This window comes from Flavobacterium sp. B183 (assembly GCF_023539155.1).
In the GTDB taxonomy this organism is placed as follows: Bacteria; Bacteroidota; Bacteroidia; order Flavobacteriales; family Flavobacteriaceae; genus Flavobacterium; species Flavobacterium tructae.
The window spans coordinates 5,402,171-5,416,897 of record NZ_CP097434.1; the positions used below are offsets into that span (position 1 = coordinate 5,402,171).

General features: G+C 35.9%; 14 protein-coding genes. 10 read left to right on the top strand and 4 right to left on the bottom strand.

Going from position 1 to position 14,727, the window contains the following annotated elements; all coding sequences use genetic code 11:
* Positions 1–28: 28 nt before the first annotated feature.
* Complete coding sequence (locus M4I44_RS22170) at positions 29–688, bottom strand: DUF6565 domain-containing protein (RefSeq protein ID WP_017495158.1); 660 nt, start codon at positions 686–688, stop codon at positions 29–31.
* Positions 689–991: 303 nt separating this feature from the next.
* Between M4I44_RS22170 and M4I44_RS22175 the strand changes: the two genes are divergently transcribed.
* The 10 genes from M4I44_RS22175 to M4I44_RS22220 all read left to right on the top strand — a co-directional run bounded on the left by M4I44_RS22175 (position 992) and on the right by M4I44_RS22220 (position 11,932).
* Positions 992–1,696, top strand: a complete 705-nt coding sequence (locus tag M4I44_RS22175) for an ABC transporter ATP-binding protein (protein ID WP_249966140.1) — start codon at positions 992–994, stop codon at positions 1,694–1,696.
* Between the two features lie 69 nt (positions 1,697–1,765).
* Complete coding sequence (locus M4I44_RS22180) at positions 1,766–2,335, top strand: cob(I)yrinic acid a,c-diamide adenosyltransferase (protein ID WP_089076597.1); 570 nt, start codon at positions 1,766–1,768, stop codon at positions 2,333–2,335.
* 186 nt (positions 2,336–2,521) lie between these two features.
* A complete protein-coding gene (locus M4I44_RS22185) occupies positions 2,522–2,743 on the top strand; it encodes a DUF2795 domain-containing protein (RefSeq protein ID WP_007138072.1) in 222 nt (73 codons plus the stop codon).
* An 87-nt stretch (positions 2,744–2,830) separates the two neighbouring features.
* On the top strand, positions 2,831–6,172 hold the full coding sequence (secA, locus tag M4I44_RS22190; protein WP_017495155.1) for a preprotein translocase subunit SecA: 3,342 nt from the start codon (positions 2,831–2,833) through the stop codon (positions 6,170–6,172).
* A 211-nt stretch (positions 6,173–6,383) separates the two neighbouring features.
* The gene (locus tag M4I44_RS22195) at positions 6,384–6,728 is read left to right on the top strand and encodes a hypothetical protein (protein ID WP_051041428.1); all 345 of its coding nucleotides are present in this window, start codon (positions 6,384–6,386) and stop codon (positions 6,726–6,728) included.
* A gap of 279 nt (positions 6,729–7,007) precedes the next feature.
* Positions 7,008–7,811, top strand: coding sequence for an MbnP family protein (locus M4I44_RS22200; protein ID WP_026109841.1), 804 nt, complete (start codon positions 7,008–7,010; stop codon positions 7,809–7,811).
* A gap of 228 nt (positions 7,812–8,039) precedes the next feature.
* Positions 8,040–9,080, top strand: a complete 1,041-nt coding sequence (locus M4I44_RS22205; RefSeq protein ID WP_249966142.1) for a cytochrome-c peroxidase — start codon at positions 8,040–8,042, stop codon at positions 9,078–9,080.
* Between the two features lie 166 nt (positions 9,081–9,246).
* Positions 9,247–10,206: a hypothetical protein gene (locus M4I44_RS22210; RefSeq protein WP_026109839.1), complete on the top strand. Its 960-nt coding sequence runs from the start codon at positions 9,247–9,249 to the stop codon at positions 10,204–10,206.
* A gap of 275 nt (positions 10,207–10,481) precedes the next feature.
* Positions 10,482–11,048, top strand: a complete 567-nt coding sequence (locus M4I44_RS22215) for a DUF2306 domain-containing protein (RefSeq protein ID WP_157495776.1) — start codon at positions 10,482–10,484, stop codon at positions 11,046–11,048.
* Between the two features lie 62 nt (positions 11,049–11,110).
* The gene (locus M4I44_RS22220; RefSeq protein WP_017495148.1) at positions 11,111–11,932 is read left to right on the top strand and encodes a YARHG domain-containing protein; all 822 of its coding nucleotides are present in this window, start codon (positions 11,111–11,113) and stop codon (positions 11,930–11,932) included.
* Between the two features lie 329 nt (positions 11,933–12,261).
* Here the strand turns inward: M4I44_RS22220 and M4I44_RS22225 are convergent, their stop codons facing one another.
* The 3 genes from M4I44_RS22225 to M4I44_RS22235 all read right to left on the bottom strand — a co-directional run bounded on the left by M4I44_RS22225 (position 12,262) and on the right by M4I44_RS22235 (position 14,652).
* Positions 12,262–12,924, bottom strand: coding sequence for an RNA methyltransferase (locus M4I44_RS22225; RefSeq protein ID WP_017495146.1), 663 nt, complete (start codon positions 12,922–12,924; stop codon positions 12,262–12,264).
* A gap of 65 nt (positions 12,925–12,989) precedes the next feature.
* Positions 12,990–13,958 (bottom strand): sulfotransferase family protein, encoded by a 969-nt coding sequence (locus tag M4I44_RS22230; RefSeq protein ID WP_249966143.1) that lies wholly within the window; start codon positions 13,956–13,958, stop codon positions 12,990–12,992.
* 13 nt (positions 13,959–13,971) lie between these two features.
* Positions 13,972–14,652: an aspartyl/asparaginyl beta-hydroxylase domain-containing protein gene (locus tag M4I44_RS22235; protein ID WP_249966144.1), complete on the bottom strand. Its 681-nt coding sequence runs from the start codon at positions 14,650–14,652 to the stop codon at positions 13,972–13,974.
* Between the last annotated feature and the right edge of the window lie 75 nt (positions 14,653–14,727).

A 14,727-nucleotide genomic window follows, 5' to 3' on the forward strand; every position in this document is an offset into this window, starting at 1 on the left:
ATTTTTTACTAATTCAAAATTTAAAAACTTACTTCTTAGCCGCTGCCGTTTCTTCAGACTTCGCCCCCATTCTGTTTAAAGTGTACATTGGCGCAAATTTTAATTTCAGACCGGCAATTTTACGATTGTCTTCGCCTGTTAAGCCTTCTTTTTCTACTGTATTTTTTCGGCTGTCAAGTGCTTCATACATCAATTTAATTTCGTCCCAGTCTTCACGGGAGTAACTGTCTTTATTTTTTTCTACCGTATGCACAAACTGTTGGTAAACACTATGAATGTTTTTAGCATTCACCCAGGCAAAACTCATATCTTCCCCAATCTTTCCTTCACCAAATAAAGCATTACGCAATTGCTGTTTTGGACTTGGGGCCGGAGGAGCAAGAATAGTCACCATATTATTTCTAAATTCTTCGTATTTGATCTTACTCGTATTTATTTTCTCTGTTGCGGCATTATTTTCTTTAATATCAGCAAGTGCCAGTTGAGCATTCGCAGCTCTTTTTTCATACTCGGCTTCAACCGCTTTCCAATCAGCCTTTAAATCATCAGCCTTAACATTTTTAACAGAGTCGACATAGGCAACATAAGAATCGATTGTTTTTTCGGCCTGTTCTTGTTTTTCATCTTTACAGGATACAAAACCTAATGCGATTACCGCAATTCCGGATAATAATGATATATTTTTCATAATCTCAGTTGTTTTAGTTACTATCTTAACAAATCTACCTAAAACCTACTATAAAAAATTACACAATTATCATCTTTTAAATATTAAAAACATACTAAAACTATAAAATACAAGATTTAATGTTAATTATGCAAAATATACCAAAAATAACATAACGCTCTTCTGTCGAAAAAAGATATGATTTTTGATTATTTTCAGATGAACAAAAAACAAATGACAATTTGTAACAAAAACCAAATCTCGACTACTCATACTTTTATTGAAAAGTCTTTTGTACATTTAAATCCAAAATTGTAAATCGAAATGGCAAATCCATTAATTAAAATAACCAACATCAAACGAGATTTCGTTCTGGGTAATGAAATTGTTTATGTTTTAAAGGGAATCGACCTGCAAATCAACAAAGGGGAATATGTGGCTTTAATGGGCCCATCCGGATCCGGAAAATCAACTTTAATGAATTTACTGGGTTGTTTGGATACGCCAACTTCCGGACAATACGTACTGAACGGAAAAGATGTCAGTCAAATGCGTGATGATGAGCTGGCCGAAATTCGAAACAAAGAAATTGGTTTTGTATTTCAGACCTTCAATCTGCTGCCGAGAACTACAGCCTTAGACAATGTTGCATTGCCTATGATCTATGCCGGTCACTCCAAAACAGAACGTGTTAAAAGAGCCGAAGAAGTTTTAAAGCAGGTAAATCTTGCCGACCGAATGGATCATCAGCCCAATCAGCTATCAGGAGGACAGCGTCAGCGTGTTGCCATAGCACGAGCTTTGGTCAATAAACCCTCTATTATTCTTGCCGATGAGCCAACCGGAAACTTAGACAGTAAAACTTCTGTAGAGATCATGAAACTCTTTGGCGACATTCACGCACAGGGAAACACCGTAATTCTGGTAACACACGAGGAAGACATCGCAGCCTATGCACATCGTGTAATACGCTTAAGAGACGGATTAATCGAAAGTGACACCCAAAAAGAAGTTAAATCGTTTAGTTGATTAATCGTTTAATCGCAAAGAAAAAACTTTGAACCTTTGCACCTTAGAACCTTAGCATCTTTAAAAAAAATGAAAGTATATACAAAAACAGGAGACAAAGGAACTACCGCTCTGTTTGGCGGTGACCGTGTTCCTAAAGACCATATCCGAATTGACAGTTACGGTACTGTAGACGAACTAAACTCTTATATAGGGCTTATTCGTGATCAGGAAATGGATGCGCATTATAAGACTATTTTAATTGAAATTCAGGATCGCTTGTTTACCGTTGGTGCCATTTTGGCTACTCCGGCAGAAAAAGAGGTTCTTAAAAATGGAGAACTTCGTCTAAAAAACCTTGGAATTATCGATACAGATATCGAATTATTAGAGAATGAAATTGATCAAATGGAAGAAAGTCTTCCACAAATGACTCATTTTGTTTTACCTGGAGGACATCCCACTGTGTCACATTGTCATATAGCACGTTGTATTTGTCGTCGCGCCGAGCGTTTGGCAGTACATTTAAGCCATAATGAAGCTGTTCCTGAAATCGCAATTCGATACTTAAACCGACTTTCTGACTACCTTTTTGTCTTGGCACGGAAGTTGTCCTCAGATCTAAACGCGGAGGAAGTAAAATGGATCCCCAGAAAATAAATTTTCTGGAAATTACAATTTTTCAAATCCCAAATTCCAACAAAATTTCATCACCATTTTTTGGTATTTGGAGTTTGATTTTTGGAGTTTAAAGATGACGTTCTTAAATTTTATTAAAATAAATTAAATTTTACTTGTCTTTTTCAGTAAAAAATTTATTTTTGCACAAAACTAAACAGATAACAGATGTATTGGACATTAGAATTAGCATCTTATTTAAGTGATGCGCCATGGCCTGCTAACAAAGATGAACTTATTGACTACGCTATTAGAGCTGGTGCTCCATTAGAAGTAGTAGAAAACCTTCAGTCGATTGAAGACGAAGGCGAGATATATGAATCAATGGAAGAAATTTGGCCTGATTATCCAACAGACGAAGATTATCTTTGGAATGAGGATGAATATTAAAAAATAAACCAAAGGAAAAAGTCTCATCACCGAGGCTTTTTTTTTGGTTCAAATACACATTTACATAAAATAGAAATACAATAAATCATGAGTTTCATAAACAGTATTATTAAAGTCTTTGTAGGTGATAAATCACAGAAAGATGTCAAAGCTTTACAGCCTTACTTAAACAAAATTAAAACATTCGAAACCAGCTTAATGAGTTTGTCTCACGACGAATTAAGGGCTAGAACTGTATTTTTTAAGGAAAGAATAAAAGAAGCCAGAGCTGATAAAGATGCTAAAATTGCTTCGCTTAAAGCAGAAGTAGAAAACATCGAAGACATCGACAAAAGAGAAGATCTTTATGATGCGATTGATACTCTTGAAAAAGAAGCTTACGAAATCTCAGAAAAAACTTTATTGGAAATCCTTCCTGAAGCTTTCTCTGTAGTAAAAGAAACGGCTCGTCGTTTCAAAGAAAATTCTCATATTGAAGTTACCGCAACTGCAAAAGACCGCGAATTTTCAGCAACAAAACCATACGTTGTTATAGATGGAGAAAAATCTGTCTGGGCTAACAAATGGAATGCTGCCGGGAAAGACATCACCTGGGACATGATTCACTATGATGTTCAGTTAATTGGTGGTATGGTGTTGCACGAAGGTAAAGTTGCCGAGATGCAAACAGGGGAAGGTAAAACTTTAGTAGCGACACTTCCATTATACTTAAATGCTTTGACCGGAAACGGAGTTCACTTAGTAACCGTGAATGATTACCTTGCCAAACGTGATAGTACATGGAAAGCACCTTTATTTGAATTCCACGGTTTAACTGTTGATTGTATCGATAATCACCAGCCAAGTACAGAACAAAGAAAGAAAGCATACGACGCCGATATCACTTACGGAACCAATAACGAATTTGGTTTTGACTATTTAAGAGATAACATGGCACATTCGCCAAGCGATTTAGTACAAAGAAAGCACAACTATGCTATTGTCGATGAGGTCGATTCTGTATTGATTGATGACGCCAGAACACCACTTATTATTTCAGGACCGGTACCTCAGGGAGACCGTCATGAATTTAATGAGCTTAAACCAAAAATCGAAAACTTAGTAGCACAACAACGTCAGTTGGCAAACGGTTTCTTAGCAGAAGCAAAAAAATTAATCAAAGAAGGAAACACTAAAGAAGGTGGATTCTTATTGTTAAGAGCTTACAGAAGTTTACCTAAAAATAAAGCATTAATTAAATTTTTGAGTGAAGAAGGAATCAAACAATTGCTTCAAAAAACCGAAAATCAATACATGCAGGACAACAATCGCGAAATGCATAAAGTGGATGAAGCTTTGTATTTTGTAATTGAAGAAAAAAACAATCAGGTTGAATTGACGGATAATGGTATCCAATACCTTTCAGGAGATACTGATCCGGACTTTTTCGTACTTCCGGATATCGGAACTGAAATTGCCGCTATTGAAAAGCAAAAACTAGACAAAGATGGTGAAGCAGAAGCGAAAGAAAGATTATTCCAGGATTTTGGAGTAAAAAGCGAGCGTATTCATACTCTTACTCAACTCTTAAAAGCATACGCTCTTTTTGAAAAAGATGTAGAATACGTAATCATGGACAACAAAATTATGATTGTCGATGAGCAAACAGGCCGTATCATGGATGGCCGTCGTTATTCTGACGGTTTACACCAGGCGATCGAAGCTAAAGAAAATGTAAAAATCGAAGCTGCTACACAAACTTTTGCAACTGTTACGTTACAGAATTATTTCAGAATGTACAGCAAACTAGGTGGTATGACCGGTACAGCTGTTACAGAAGCTGGCGAGTTATGGCAGATTTACAAATTAGACGTTGTTGAAATTCCAACCAACCGTCCGATTGCGAGACAAGATAAAGAAGATTATATCTACAAAACAACTCGTGAAAAATTCAATGCTGTAATTGAAGACGTTACTGAATTATCAAATGCAGGAAGACCAGTTCTTATTGGAACAACTTCAGTAGAGATTTCAGAGTTATTAAGCCGTATGTTGAAAATGAGAGGCGTTACACATAACGTTTTGAATGCTAAAATGCACAAACAAGAGGCACAAATTGTAGAAGAAGCGGGTAAAGCCGGAGTAGTAACGATTGCAACCAACATGGCTGGTCGTGGTACCGATATTAAATTAACACCTGAAGTAAAAGCTGCCGGAGGTTTAGCAATCGTGGGTACAGAGCGTCATGACTCTCGTCGTGTAGACAGACAGTTACGTGGTCGTGCAGGACGTCAGGGAGATCCGGGAAGTTCTCAGTTTTATGTTTCACTTGAAGACAACCTAATGCGTTTATTTGGCTCTGAAAGAGTCGCTAAAGTGATGGACAGAATGGGACTTCAGGAAGGTGAAGTAATTCAGCATTCTATGATGACGAAATCTATCGAACGTGCACAGAAAAAAGTAGAAGAAAATAACTTTGGTGTTCGTAAACGTTTATTAGAATATGATGACGTAATGAACTCTCAACGTGAAGTAGTATACAAACGTCGTCGTCATGCTTTGTTTGGTGAGCGTTTGAAACTGGATATCGCAAACATGCTTTACGATACTTGTGAACTAATCGTAAGTCAGAATAAAGCAGCTAATGATTTCAAAACTTTCGAATTTGATCTGATCCGTTATTTCTCTATCACTTCTCCAATTTCTGAAGCTGATTTTACGAAATTATCAGACATCGAAATTACAGGAAAAATATACAAAGAGACTTTGGCTTTCTATACTGAAAAAACAGAAAGAAGCGCCAGAGAAGCTTTCCCAATCATTAAAGGAGTTTACGAAGAGCCAAACAATCATTTTGAGCGTATCGTAGTTCCGTTTACAGATGGTATCAAAACACTGAATGTGGTAACTGATTTGAAAAAAGCATACGACAGCGAAGGAGCTCAGTTAATTGCCGATTTCGAGAAAAATATTACTCTTTCTATCGTTGATGAGGCCTGGAAAAAACACTTACGCAAAATGGACGAATTGAAACAATCAGTTCAATTGGCCGTTCACGAGCAAAAAGATCCATTGCTTATTTACAAATTAGAAGCTTTCAATTTGTTCAGAGGAATGTTAGACAACGTTAACAGAGAAGTGATCTCATTCTTGTTCAAAGGTGATTTACCGGCTCAAAACGTTCCTGAAATTCACGAAGCTAAAGAAGTACGTCAAAAAGAAAACTTCAAATTAAGCAAAGACGAAATCGTAAACAGCGAAGAAATCAACCGTGAAGCCGGAGAAACACAACAGCGTCAGGTTACTGAAACGATTGTAAGAGACATGCCAAAAATCAACCGCAATGACACTGTAACCGTTCAGGAAGTTGCAACCGGCAAAACGGAAACAATGAAATTTAAAAAAGCGGAATCTTTAGTAGCCTCAGGCGAATGGGTTATCGTTAAATAATAAAGACTTTTAATTAAGTAAACCCGACAGGCTTCAAAAACCTGTCGGGTTTGTTGTTTTTAAAATATCCGCAAGTACAAAAGTACCTGCGGATATTTTTTTTGAAAAAAAACCAGTATTTGTTCGTTCAAAAAACGATTATAGTGTATTTTTGCATTCGAAACAACGAAATCTACTCTTGAAGAAGTTATTTACCATATTTCTTTCCTGTATGCTCCTAGTGCCCTCATTCGGCAGTTTTGTTGTTTATACCTCTTTCAAATTAAATCAGGACGAAATAGTAAAAACGATTTGTGTGCAGCGTAAATTAGTTTTTAACACCTGTAACGGTCGATGCGAACTTCAGAAAAGTTTAAAAAAATACGCCGACAACGAAAAGAAAATGCAAAACAACCTGAAAGAAAAATCAGAGATCGTTTACATTCAAAATACAACCACAGCTGATTTTAAATTAGTAGCACCAATAGAATCTAAAGCAAAAATCTATGCTTCTTTAGATGAAAAACCTATTTCGGTTTCTATTACTACTTTTCATCCTCCCTCCTATTTTATATAATTTTTTATGACTATTCGTGACTAATACCAAGCTGGTAAAATTAGCCACAGATTAGAATGATTCCCACAGATTTCTTTATTAATTGTGTATAAAATCTATGTAGATCTGCAAAATCAGTGGTGAAAAAGTACTCTTGGTGCGCATTGAGGACAGTCATATAATTTTTTAAATCCCGTTTCATTACCAATTGAAATGATCTTTCATTGTGCCTAAAAAACAATGAAAATGTGCTTGCGCACACCCAAAAATTTAAAATTACAATTATATAAAATTCTTAAAATGAAAAATACTTTATACAAAGCCCTTGCTATTGTAGCACTATCTATATCTTTATTTTCCTGTTCAAACGACGACAATAACGAAACTGTTTCAGGAAATGGAAACATCACTTTAAAATTCGACAATGCTTATGGTGCAAACGATCTTATTTTAAACACACAAGGCAATATAACTTCAAACAACGAAGTACTAAAAATCAACCTTGTAAAGTATATCGTGAGCAATGTTGTTTTCACAAAAGCAGACGGAACGACTTTTACCTATCCAAAAAGCAAAAGCTATTTTATTGCTGACGAATCTACTGCTGCCGGTCAGCAATTTAAACTAACAGATGTTCCTGCAGGTGATTATGTGAAAGTAAAATTCGGAATCGGAGTTGACGAAGCGCAATGGAAACTGGGTGCTGCGGGTCAGGGAGATTTTCTTGCACAGGCAGACGCTGCCGGTATGATGTGGTCATGGGCTGCCGGATATAAATTCCTTGCCTTCGAAGGTACTTTTACCTCATCGACTGTTACGACTGCTACCCCATTTATGATTCATACCGGAAAAACAGGAACAGATTACAACTACACTGAGGTAACTGTAGATTTTCCAACAAAAGCTTTAGTTCGTTCTAACATTACTCCTGCCGTTCATATCATAACAGATCTTTCTAAAATAATTGATGGTCAAAACAAAATCAAACTTTCCGATAATAATATGGGCGGTATGGGTGCCATGATTATGGGTGGTGCAAAACTACCATTAATCACTCAAAACATTTCAACAATGTTTAGAGTAGACCACGTACACAACGATTAATTTATTTTTTAAGAAGTACAAACCTTTAGGCAAAACCTAAACAATTCGCTATACCATATCTTTTGTGTCTGCTAAAATGGACACAAGAGCATATTGGTAACGGAAAAAATAGAGGTACTTCTGCAAATCAAAGAGTAATCCCGGTAAAATTTAGTTTGTTCTACTTTGTGCTAACTCGCGCAAGTCGTAATAAGAAATGCTCTTTACTCTTTTTACACCCAAAAAATCATGCTGAAAATAAAATACTTTCTTTGGCTATTGATCCCGCTAGTATGGAGCTGTTCGAATGAAGAAGAAGAATATGTAAATATTCCTTTAGAATTTAAAGTCCCTTCTAATTTCCCCGCTTTAGCGTACAATATTGCTCAGAATCCTCCAACGGTAAAAGGATTCGAACTGGGCAAAAAACTATTCTATGACGGACGTTTAGCGTCAGACGGAGTTGTTTCCTGTGGCTTTTGTCACATACAGGCTAATGCCTTTACTCATCACGGACACACGGTTAGTCATGGTGTAAACGATGCTCAGGGAACACGAAATACACCACCAATTCAAAATCTGGCTTACCAGTCTGTATTTATGTACGATGGTTCTGCGGATCATTTGGACCTGCAGCCTATAATTCCGTTGACGAGTATTATAGAAATGAATGGGAATCTGAATGCCATTCTAAAAATGATGAAAGCCGACAAGGAATACCAAAAGTTATTTGGACAGGCTTTTACTGACAAAGAAATCTCAACCGAAAACATGCTGAAAGCGCTTTCGCAGTTTATGGTTATGGTCACTTCTTCTAATTCAAAATTTGACAAATACAGACGTAAAGAAGCCGGCGGAACTTTAACTGCAGACGAATTGGCAGGATATGATTTATTCAAAACAAAATGTGCTTCCTGCCATGCTACTGATTTACAAACCGATAATTCGTTTCGAAACAATGGTCTGGCTGTAAACCCAATGGTAAATGATGTCGGAAGATACAAAGTCACCGAACTGGCGAGCGATTATTACAAATTTAAAGTGCCCAGTTTACGAAATGTAGAAGTTTCCGGACCTTATATGCACGACGGACGATTCGGAACCCTGGAAGGTGTTCTGGATCACTATGCAAGAGGAATCGAATCCTCACCAACTCTGGATCCGATATTAAAACAAAACGGAAAATTGGGAATCACACTTTCCGAAACCGATAAAAAGCAAATCATAGCTTTCCTGAAAACACTGACCGATACGGAATATCTAACCGATAAACGTTTCGCAGAATTTTAAAAATACAGCCGCAGCTTATTGCTTTACAGAAATGTATAAGCTGCGACAAAAAACATAATGAAAACCGAAGTCCTAGCCCCGATAGAGGCGGTATCCTTTTTGGGTGATTTTTCTTCACCCGAAAAGATAAAGCCGAAAGCGGGATTAGCTTCTAAAAATAATTAAGATGAAAAAGATAATAGTAATGTTCACCCTTTTGACTGGTTTATCAGCTTTTAGTTTTACTTCAAAAGATAGTATTTCTGCCTTCACTTTTCAGCGTATGGCTTTGATGGAAGATTTTGATTGTGATGCCTGTGGTTGTTCGGCAAGTGGCGGAAGCATGGGATTTAGCTCTATGCTGAACAATAATTTTGTGGGGTTGAGATATTTCAAACAAAGTTATACCAGCCGTGATGGAATCTTTGCAAACTCTCCGTGGATTGACGAAAACTTCAATACTGTTCAGGCATGGGCACGTATACCAGTTACAGAAAAAGTACAAATTTCAGTGTTGGTTCCATATCATTTTCATGAAAGACAATTAACCGCAGGAACCGAAAGTATTGCCGGTTTGGGTGATATTACGATAATGGCTTTGTATACGGTTTTTGAAACTCAAAAAGACAGTACCATTTTTACGCATAAAATAAACCTTGGCGGTGGTGTTAAAATTCCGACCGGAAAATTTACGGAAGCCAATAACGCAGGAAGTGTTAACCAAAGTTTTCAATTGGGAACCGGGAGCTGGGATTTTCCGTTGGCCACTGAGTATGTGGTAAAACGTAAAAATCTGGGACTAAACACGACGCTGAATTATATTTTTAAAACCCAAAACAACAAAAATTATCAGTACGGTGACCAATTTAATTATGCTGCCACTTTCTTTTATTTGTTTAATACAAAATCAATTCAGATTGTTCCGCAAGCCGGCCTCGCAGGAGAACTTTATCAAACCAATAAACAACATAATCTGAATTTACCCAATACTGCCGGCGATATTTTGTTTGGAAAATTTGGTCTTGAAGCGGGAAAAGACAAATTCTCGATTGGTGTAAATGCGATGCTGCCAATTACCCAAAACCTGTCAAATGGTAATATGGAAGCCAATTACAGATGGAGTATTAATTTGAATTATACTTTGTAAGAGGTTTTAAATCTCTGAGGTTCTAAACTGCAAAGGTTCAGAGGAGCAAAGGTTTTTAGCCACGTATTCACGAATTTTCTAAAAAGTATTCGTGAATATGTGGCTAATTTTTTAAAGGGAATTTTGAAAATAGCTAACCTTAATCGCTTTTACGATTGGGGATTTTTTTATATTTGGAAGCTAATAAATCCTTTACAAAAAAAAGATTGAAAAAGAATTTTCGGTTTTCATTGCAATTAATTTGGACTTTCCTTTTTAGTTACTTCTTTGTTTTAATGTTACAGCTGACATTACAATATGTTCCACTAAAAAAAAACATTGCATTTCTTCAAATCAAGCAGACTGAAGTTTCTGAAATTCCATTTTACATTACTTTCTTTTACATACATGTATATTCGGCAATTTTTGTTTTGCTCACCGGATTTTTCCAATTCAGTGACACTTTATTAAAAAAATATCCTGCAACTCATCGAAGTATTGGAAAATTTTATGTTTTGACAGTGCTCTTTTTTAGTGCCCCGTCGGGATTATTTATCGGTCTTTTCGCCAACGGTGGACTTTTCGCTAAGATCTCTTTTGTCGCCTTGTCAATTTATTGGTTTTACTTCACACTCAAAGGTTTTACGGCTATAAAAAACAAAAACATTGCAAAACATAAGGCATTTATGTTACGAAGTTTTGCTCTAACCTTTTCTGCTGTAACATTACGTTTTTGGAAGGTTATTCTTGTATATTTGTTTCATCCCGCACCAATGGATTTGTATCAGATTATTGCTTGGCTGGGTTGGATCCCCAATTTATTAATCGTTGAGTATTATCTTTATAACCAATTAAAAAAATGAAAAACCTTTTTTGTCTACTAGTGTCAATATTACTTTTTTCCTGTAATTCTAAAGAGAAAAAAATGACAAAAGACATTACCAAAGATCTGCCTAAAGAAATCAGAACCGATTTATATGGCTCTTATGTAGGTGATTTTACAATTCTAGAACGCGATACCACAGGACCTGAAAAAGAAAATTATATCAATAAAATTAATATTGTGATCAAAAAAATCACATCCTCAAAAGTTATAGGACAAAGTATTGTTGCTGGAAATAGCAGGCCTCTCACAGGTACAATGACGACAAAAGGAAGCACCCTTCGTTTTATACTTAAAGAACCTGGTGATGACAAAAATGACGGTGTTTTTGATTTCGAGATCAAAAACGACACTCTTTTAACCGGAATCTGGGTAGCCAATAATCCTAAAAAAGAAGTCTCTAAAAGGAAATTTGAACTTATTAAAAAAGATTTTAAGTATGATCCTAATGTGATGCTTCCGGAAGACGGAATGTATATTGATTATGAAAATCCAAGAGAAGAACAAGTAACCAATTTAGAAGGTGAAGAGGGAGAAGAAGCTGAAACCTACATAGAAGCAGTATTCAGAGCAGCATCAGAAAGTATTATGACGATAAATTCGTCTACGCAAAAATTAAAAGAATCAGATTTAAAAAATTTAAAAAAAATTGATTTAGAGATTCTAAGAAACACCATTTTCGCAAGACATGGACTGACTTTTAAAACAAAAACAGTTCGTCAGTTTTTTGATAGTGTAGAATGGTATATTCCTGTTTCAGACAACGTAAACAATGAACTAACCAGTACCGAAAAAGATAACATTGTATTATTAAAACGCTTTGAAAAATACGCCGAAGACAATTATGATTCTTTTGGAAGATGATTTTGTAGAGGTTCAAAGCTTCAAAGGTTCAGAGGAGCAAAGGTTTTTAGCCACGTATTCACAGATGCTTTTAAAAATTCGTGAATTCTTGGCTATTCTTTTTCTACTATTATCTTCAAAAGGTTCAAAGCGGCAAAGGTTCACAGGAGCAAAGGTTTTTAGCCACGTATTCACAGATGCTTTTAAAAATTCGTGAATTCGTGGCTATTTTTTTCTGCTATTATCTTCAAAAGGTTCAAAGCGGCAAAGGCTCAGAGGAGCAAAGGTTTTTTGCTGTGAATTCAAGAATACATTTTTACTAAAATTTGTGAATTCGTGGCTAACTATTTTTATCGGGGATTATCCTCATAATATCTGGCTTCGATGCGCTTAATATCTTTGATGGAATTTTTTGCCCAAAGTAAACGTTTCTCCAGGATTTCCTCATCTGACAATTGCCATTTGATATCTGAATTTCGCAATCGGTTGGTCAGGTTTTGAATAATGATGGCTGCCGAAACGGAAATGTTTAAACTTTCTGTAAAACCTACCATTGGAATTTTAAGAAAACCATCTGCTTGTTCCATAATTTCAGGAGATAATCCGTCTTTTTCAGTTCCAAAAAATAAGGCACTTGGTTTTGTGATATCGAAATCCTGAATTAAACAATCGTTTTCATGCGGAGTTGTCGCAATAATTTGATATCCTTGGTTTCGCAAAGAAGTTATACAGCCGTTTACGGTATCAAAACGATTGATATCAACCCATTTTTGTGCTCCCAGAGCGATTTCTTTATCGATTCTTTTTCCGAAACGCTGCTCAATAATGTTAAGTTCCTGAATCCCGAAAACCTCACAGCTGCGCATTACAGCACTTGTATTGTGCATCTGAAAAACATCTTCTACAGCAACTGTAAAATGTTTGGTGCGATTGGCCAGAACATCCAAAAATCGTTCTTTGCGATTGTCTGTTAATATATTTTCAAGGAAAGCGAGGTAATCTAAATCAATCATTTCAATCTTAATTTGCCACAAAAATACATTTTAAATAAAACAGAAAGAAAAATTAAGAACTATTTTCAAGTTGTTACATCCTCCAGAAGAACATTCTCCAGCTTTTTATGCAAACTGCTTACCAATGTCAAATCGACCTCCAGAAGTTCTTCTTTGAACGAATCGCCTTTAAAAACGGCATTTTCATTTTTAGAATGTCTGTTGAGTCTTTCATACATTTTTTCAAGTTCATTGGCACTGTAATCAATAGTAATAAAGGATATAAACTTTTCGATGATGCTTTTCATACCATCGTTATAATTGAGTTTTACAACATTCTGATCTGTTTCATAAAAATCCAGAAAACCCTGAAAATACTTCTCTAAAACCAAGGCTCCATATTGCTGGAAACTGATCTCGCTAATTTCTTTAGCAGAGATTCCAAAAACATCAGGTGGTAATAAATTGGGAACCATATGCATCCCCATCATTTTTTGATGCGATTTTAAGACTTCACCCGGATTCCTAAAAAGCAAAGCAAAAGGCAGTTCGGAAAATATTGATCTTAAATATCCGGCTTTAAAAATATGCCAGGCATCTAATTTTACAATTAAATTCTTCTGTTCCGGAAATCTTATTTGACCTAAGAATTTCAAAGCCGATTGTAAAAGCTCGCTTTTTTTATCTGTTCCAAAATTATGACTTCTTAAAATTTCATCGATAAGAGGTGCTTCCGAAATCATAATATTCTCCTTCGAAGTTGCCAACGATTGACTCAGCATTGTAGAACCACATCGGGACACATGAAATACTAGTGATTTTAGATCTGCCGAAACCAATTCGTTTGACCACTCTACTAAATTTTCTACCGTACTAACAATTTTAAATGATGTTGAATTATAAGCATGACTTTTACATTTCGAAATGGTTTCATCAAAAAAAGGATCGACATATCTTTTATCGGCCAGGTAAAGCCATTCCAGATAAACTTCATTTTCTTTTTCGATTAACTTATAAGGAATCCAATTTAATAAAGGATGATTTGTGTTTTCCATTCTTCGGTATTTATTATGATTGCAAATCGGCAATAATCTGAGCTCCTGCTGCCGACGGATTTCGGGAAAGTTCTTCAATAATCATTTGTTTTACCTCATCAGAATATGGTTCTTTTTTTGGAGTATAATGAATATCGAATCCCATTTCAGCAAACAATTGATCGGACCAGTCATTTCGCAGACAATCAAGCGTAAGGTGAATACGTGCCTCAGAACTTTTATTCGCTACACTGTGCGGCAGCTGAAAATTAGCATACCAGCACTCTCCTTCTTTCATCGGAACCAATTTTTTATCCACATAAAAAAGTACCTCAGGATTTGTAATTATAGGAACGTGAATTCTAAAGAAACCTTCTTCGTATGAGGTATCGTTATCTGTATGTTCTTTTATTTCGCTTTGAGGCCCTAGCCTTAATAATCGCACAGCTTCCTTTTCACACTGAAACCAATCCATGATCTCCTTAAAATAATGACATCTGTCCAGTAATTCTGTGTTTTTATACTCTTGGTTAGCAAAAGAGGTAATATCGTTTATCAAACCGGACTGTGACCTTAAAGATACACTTGTCCAATTACCGCTATAGTCACCTGTGTTAAAGTGAGGCGTCCACAGGTCATTTTCACATATTTTAAGGTCTTTTTGTAGTTGATCTATCGAAAAAGAAACAGAGAGTTTACTGGAAGAAGGGTTCATAGGCATTAAAAAATTAAATTAGACAGTATGCTTTGGGGCTTGTAAATATAAAAAATTACAAACGCTTTATCATCA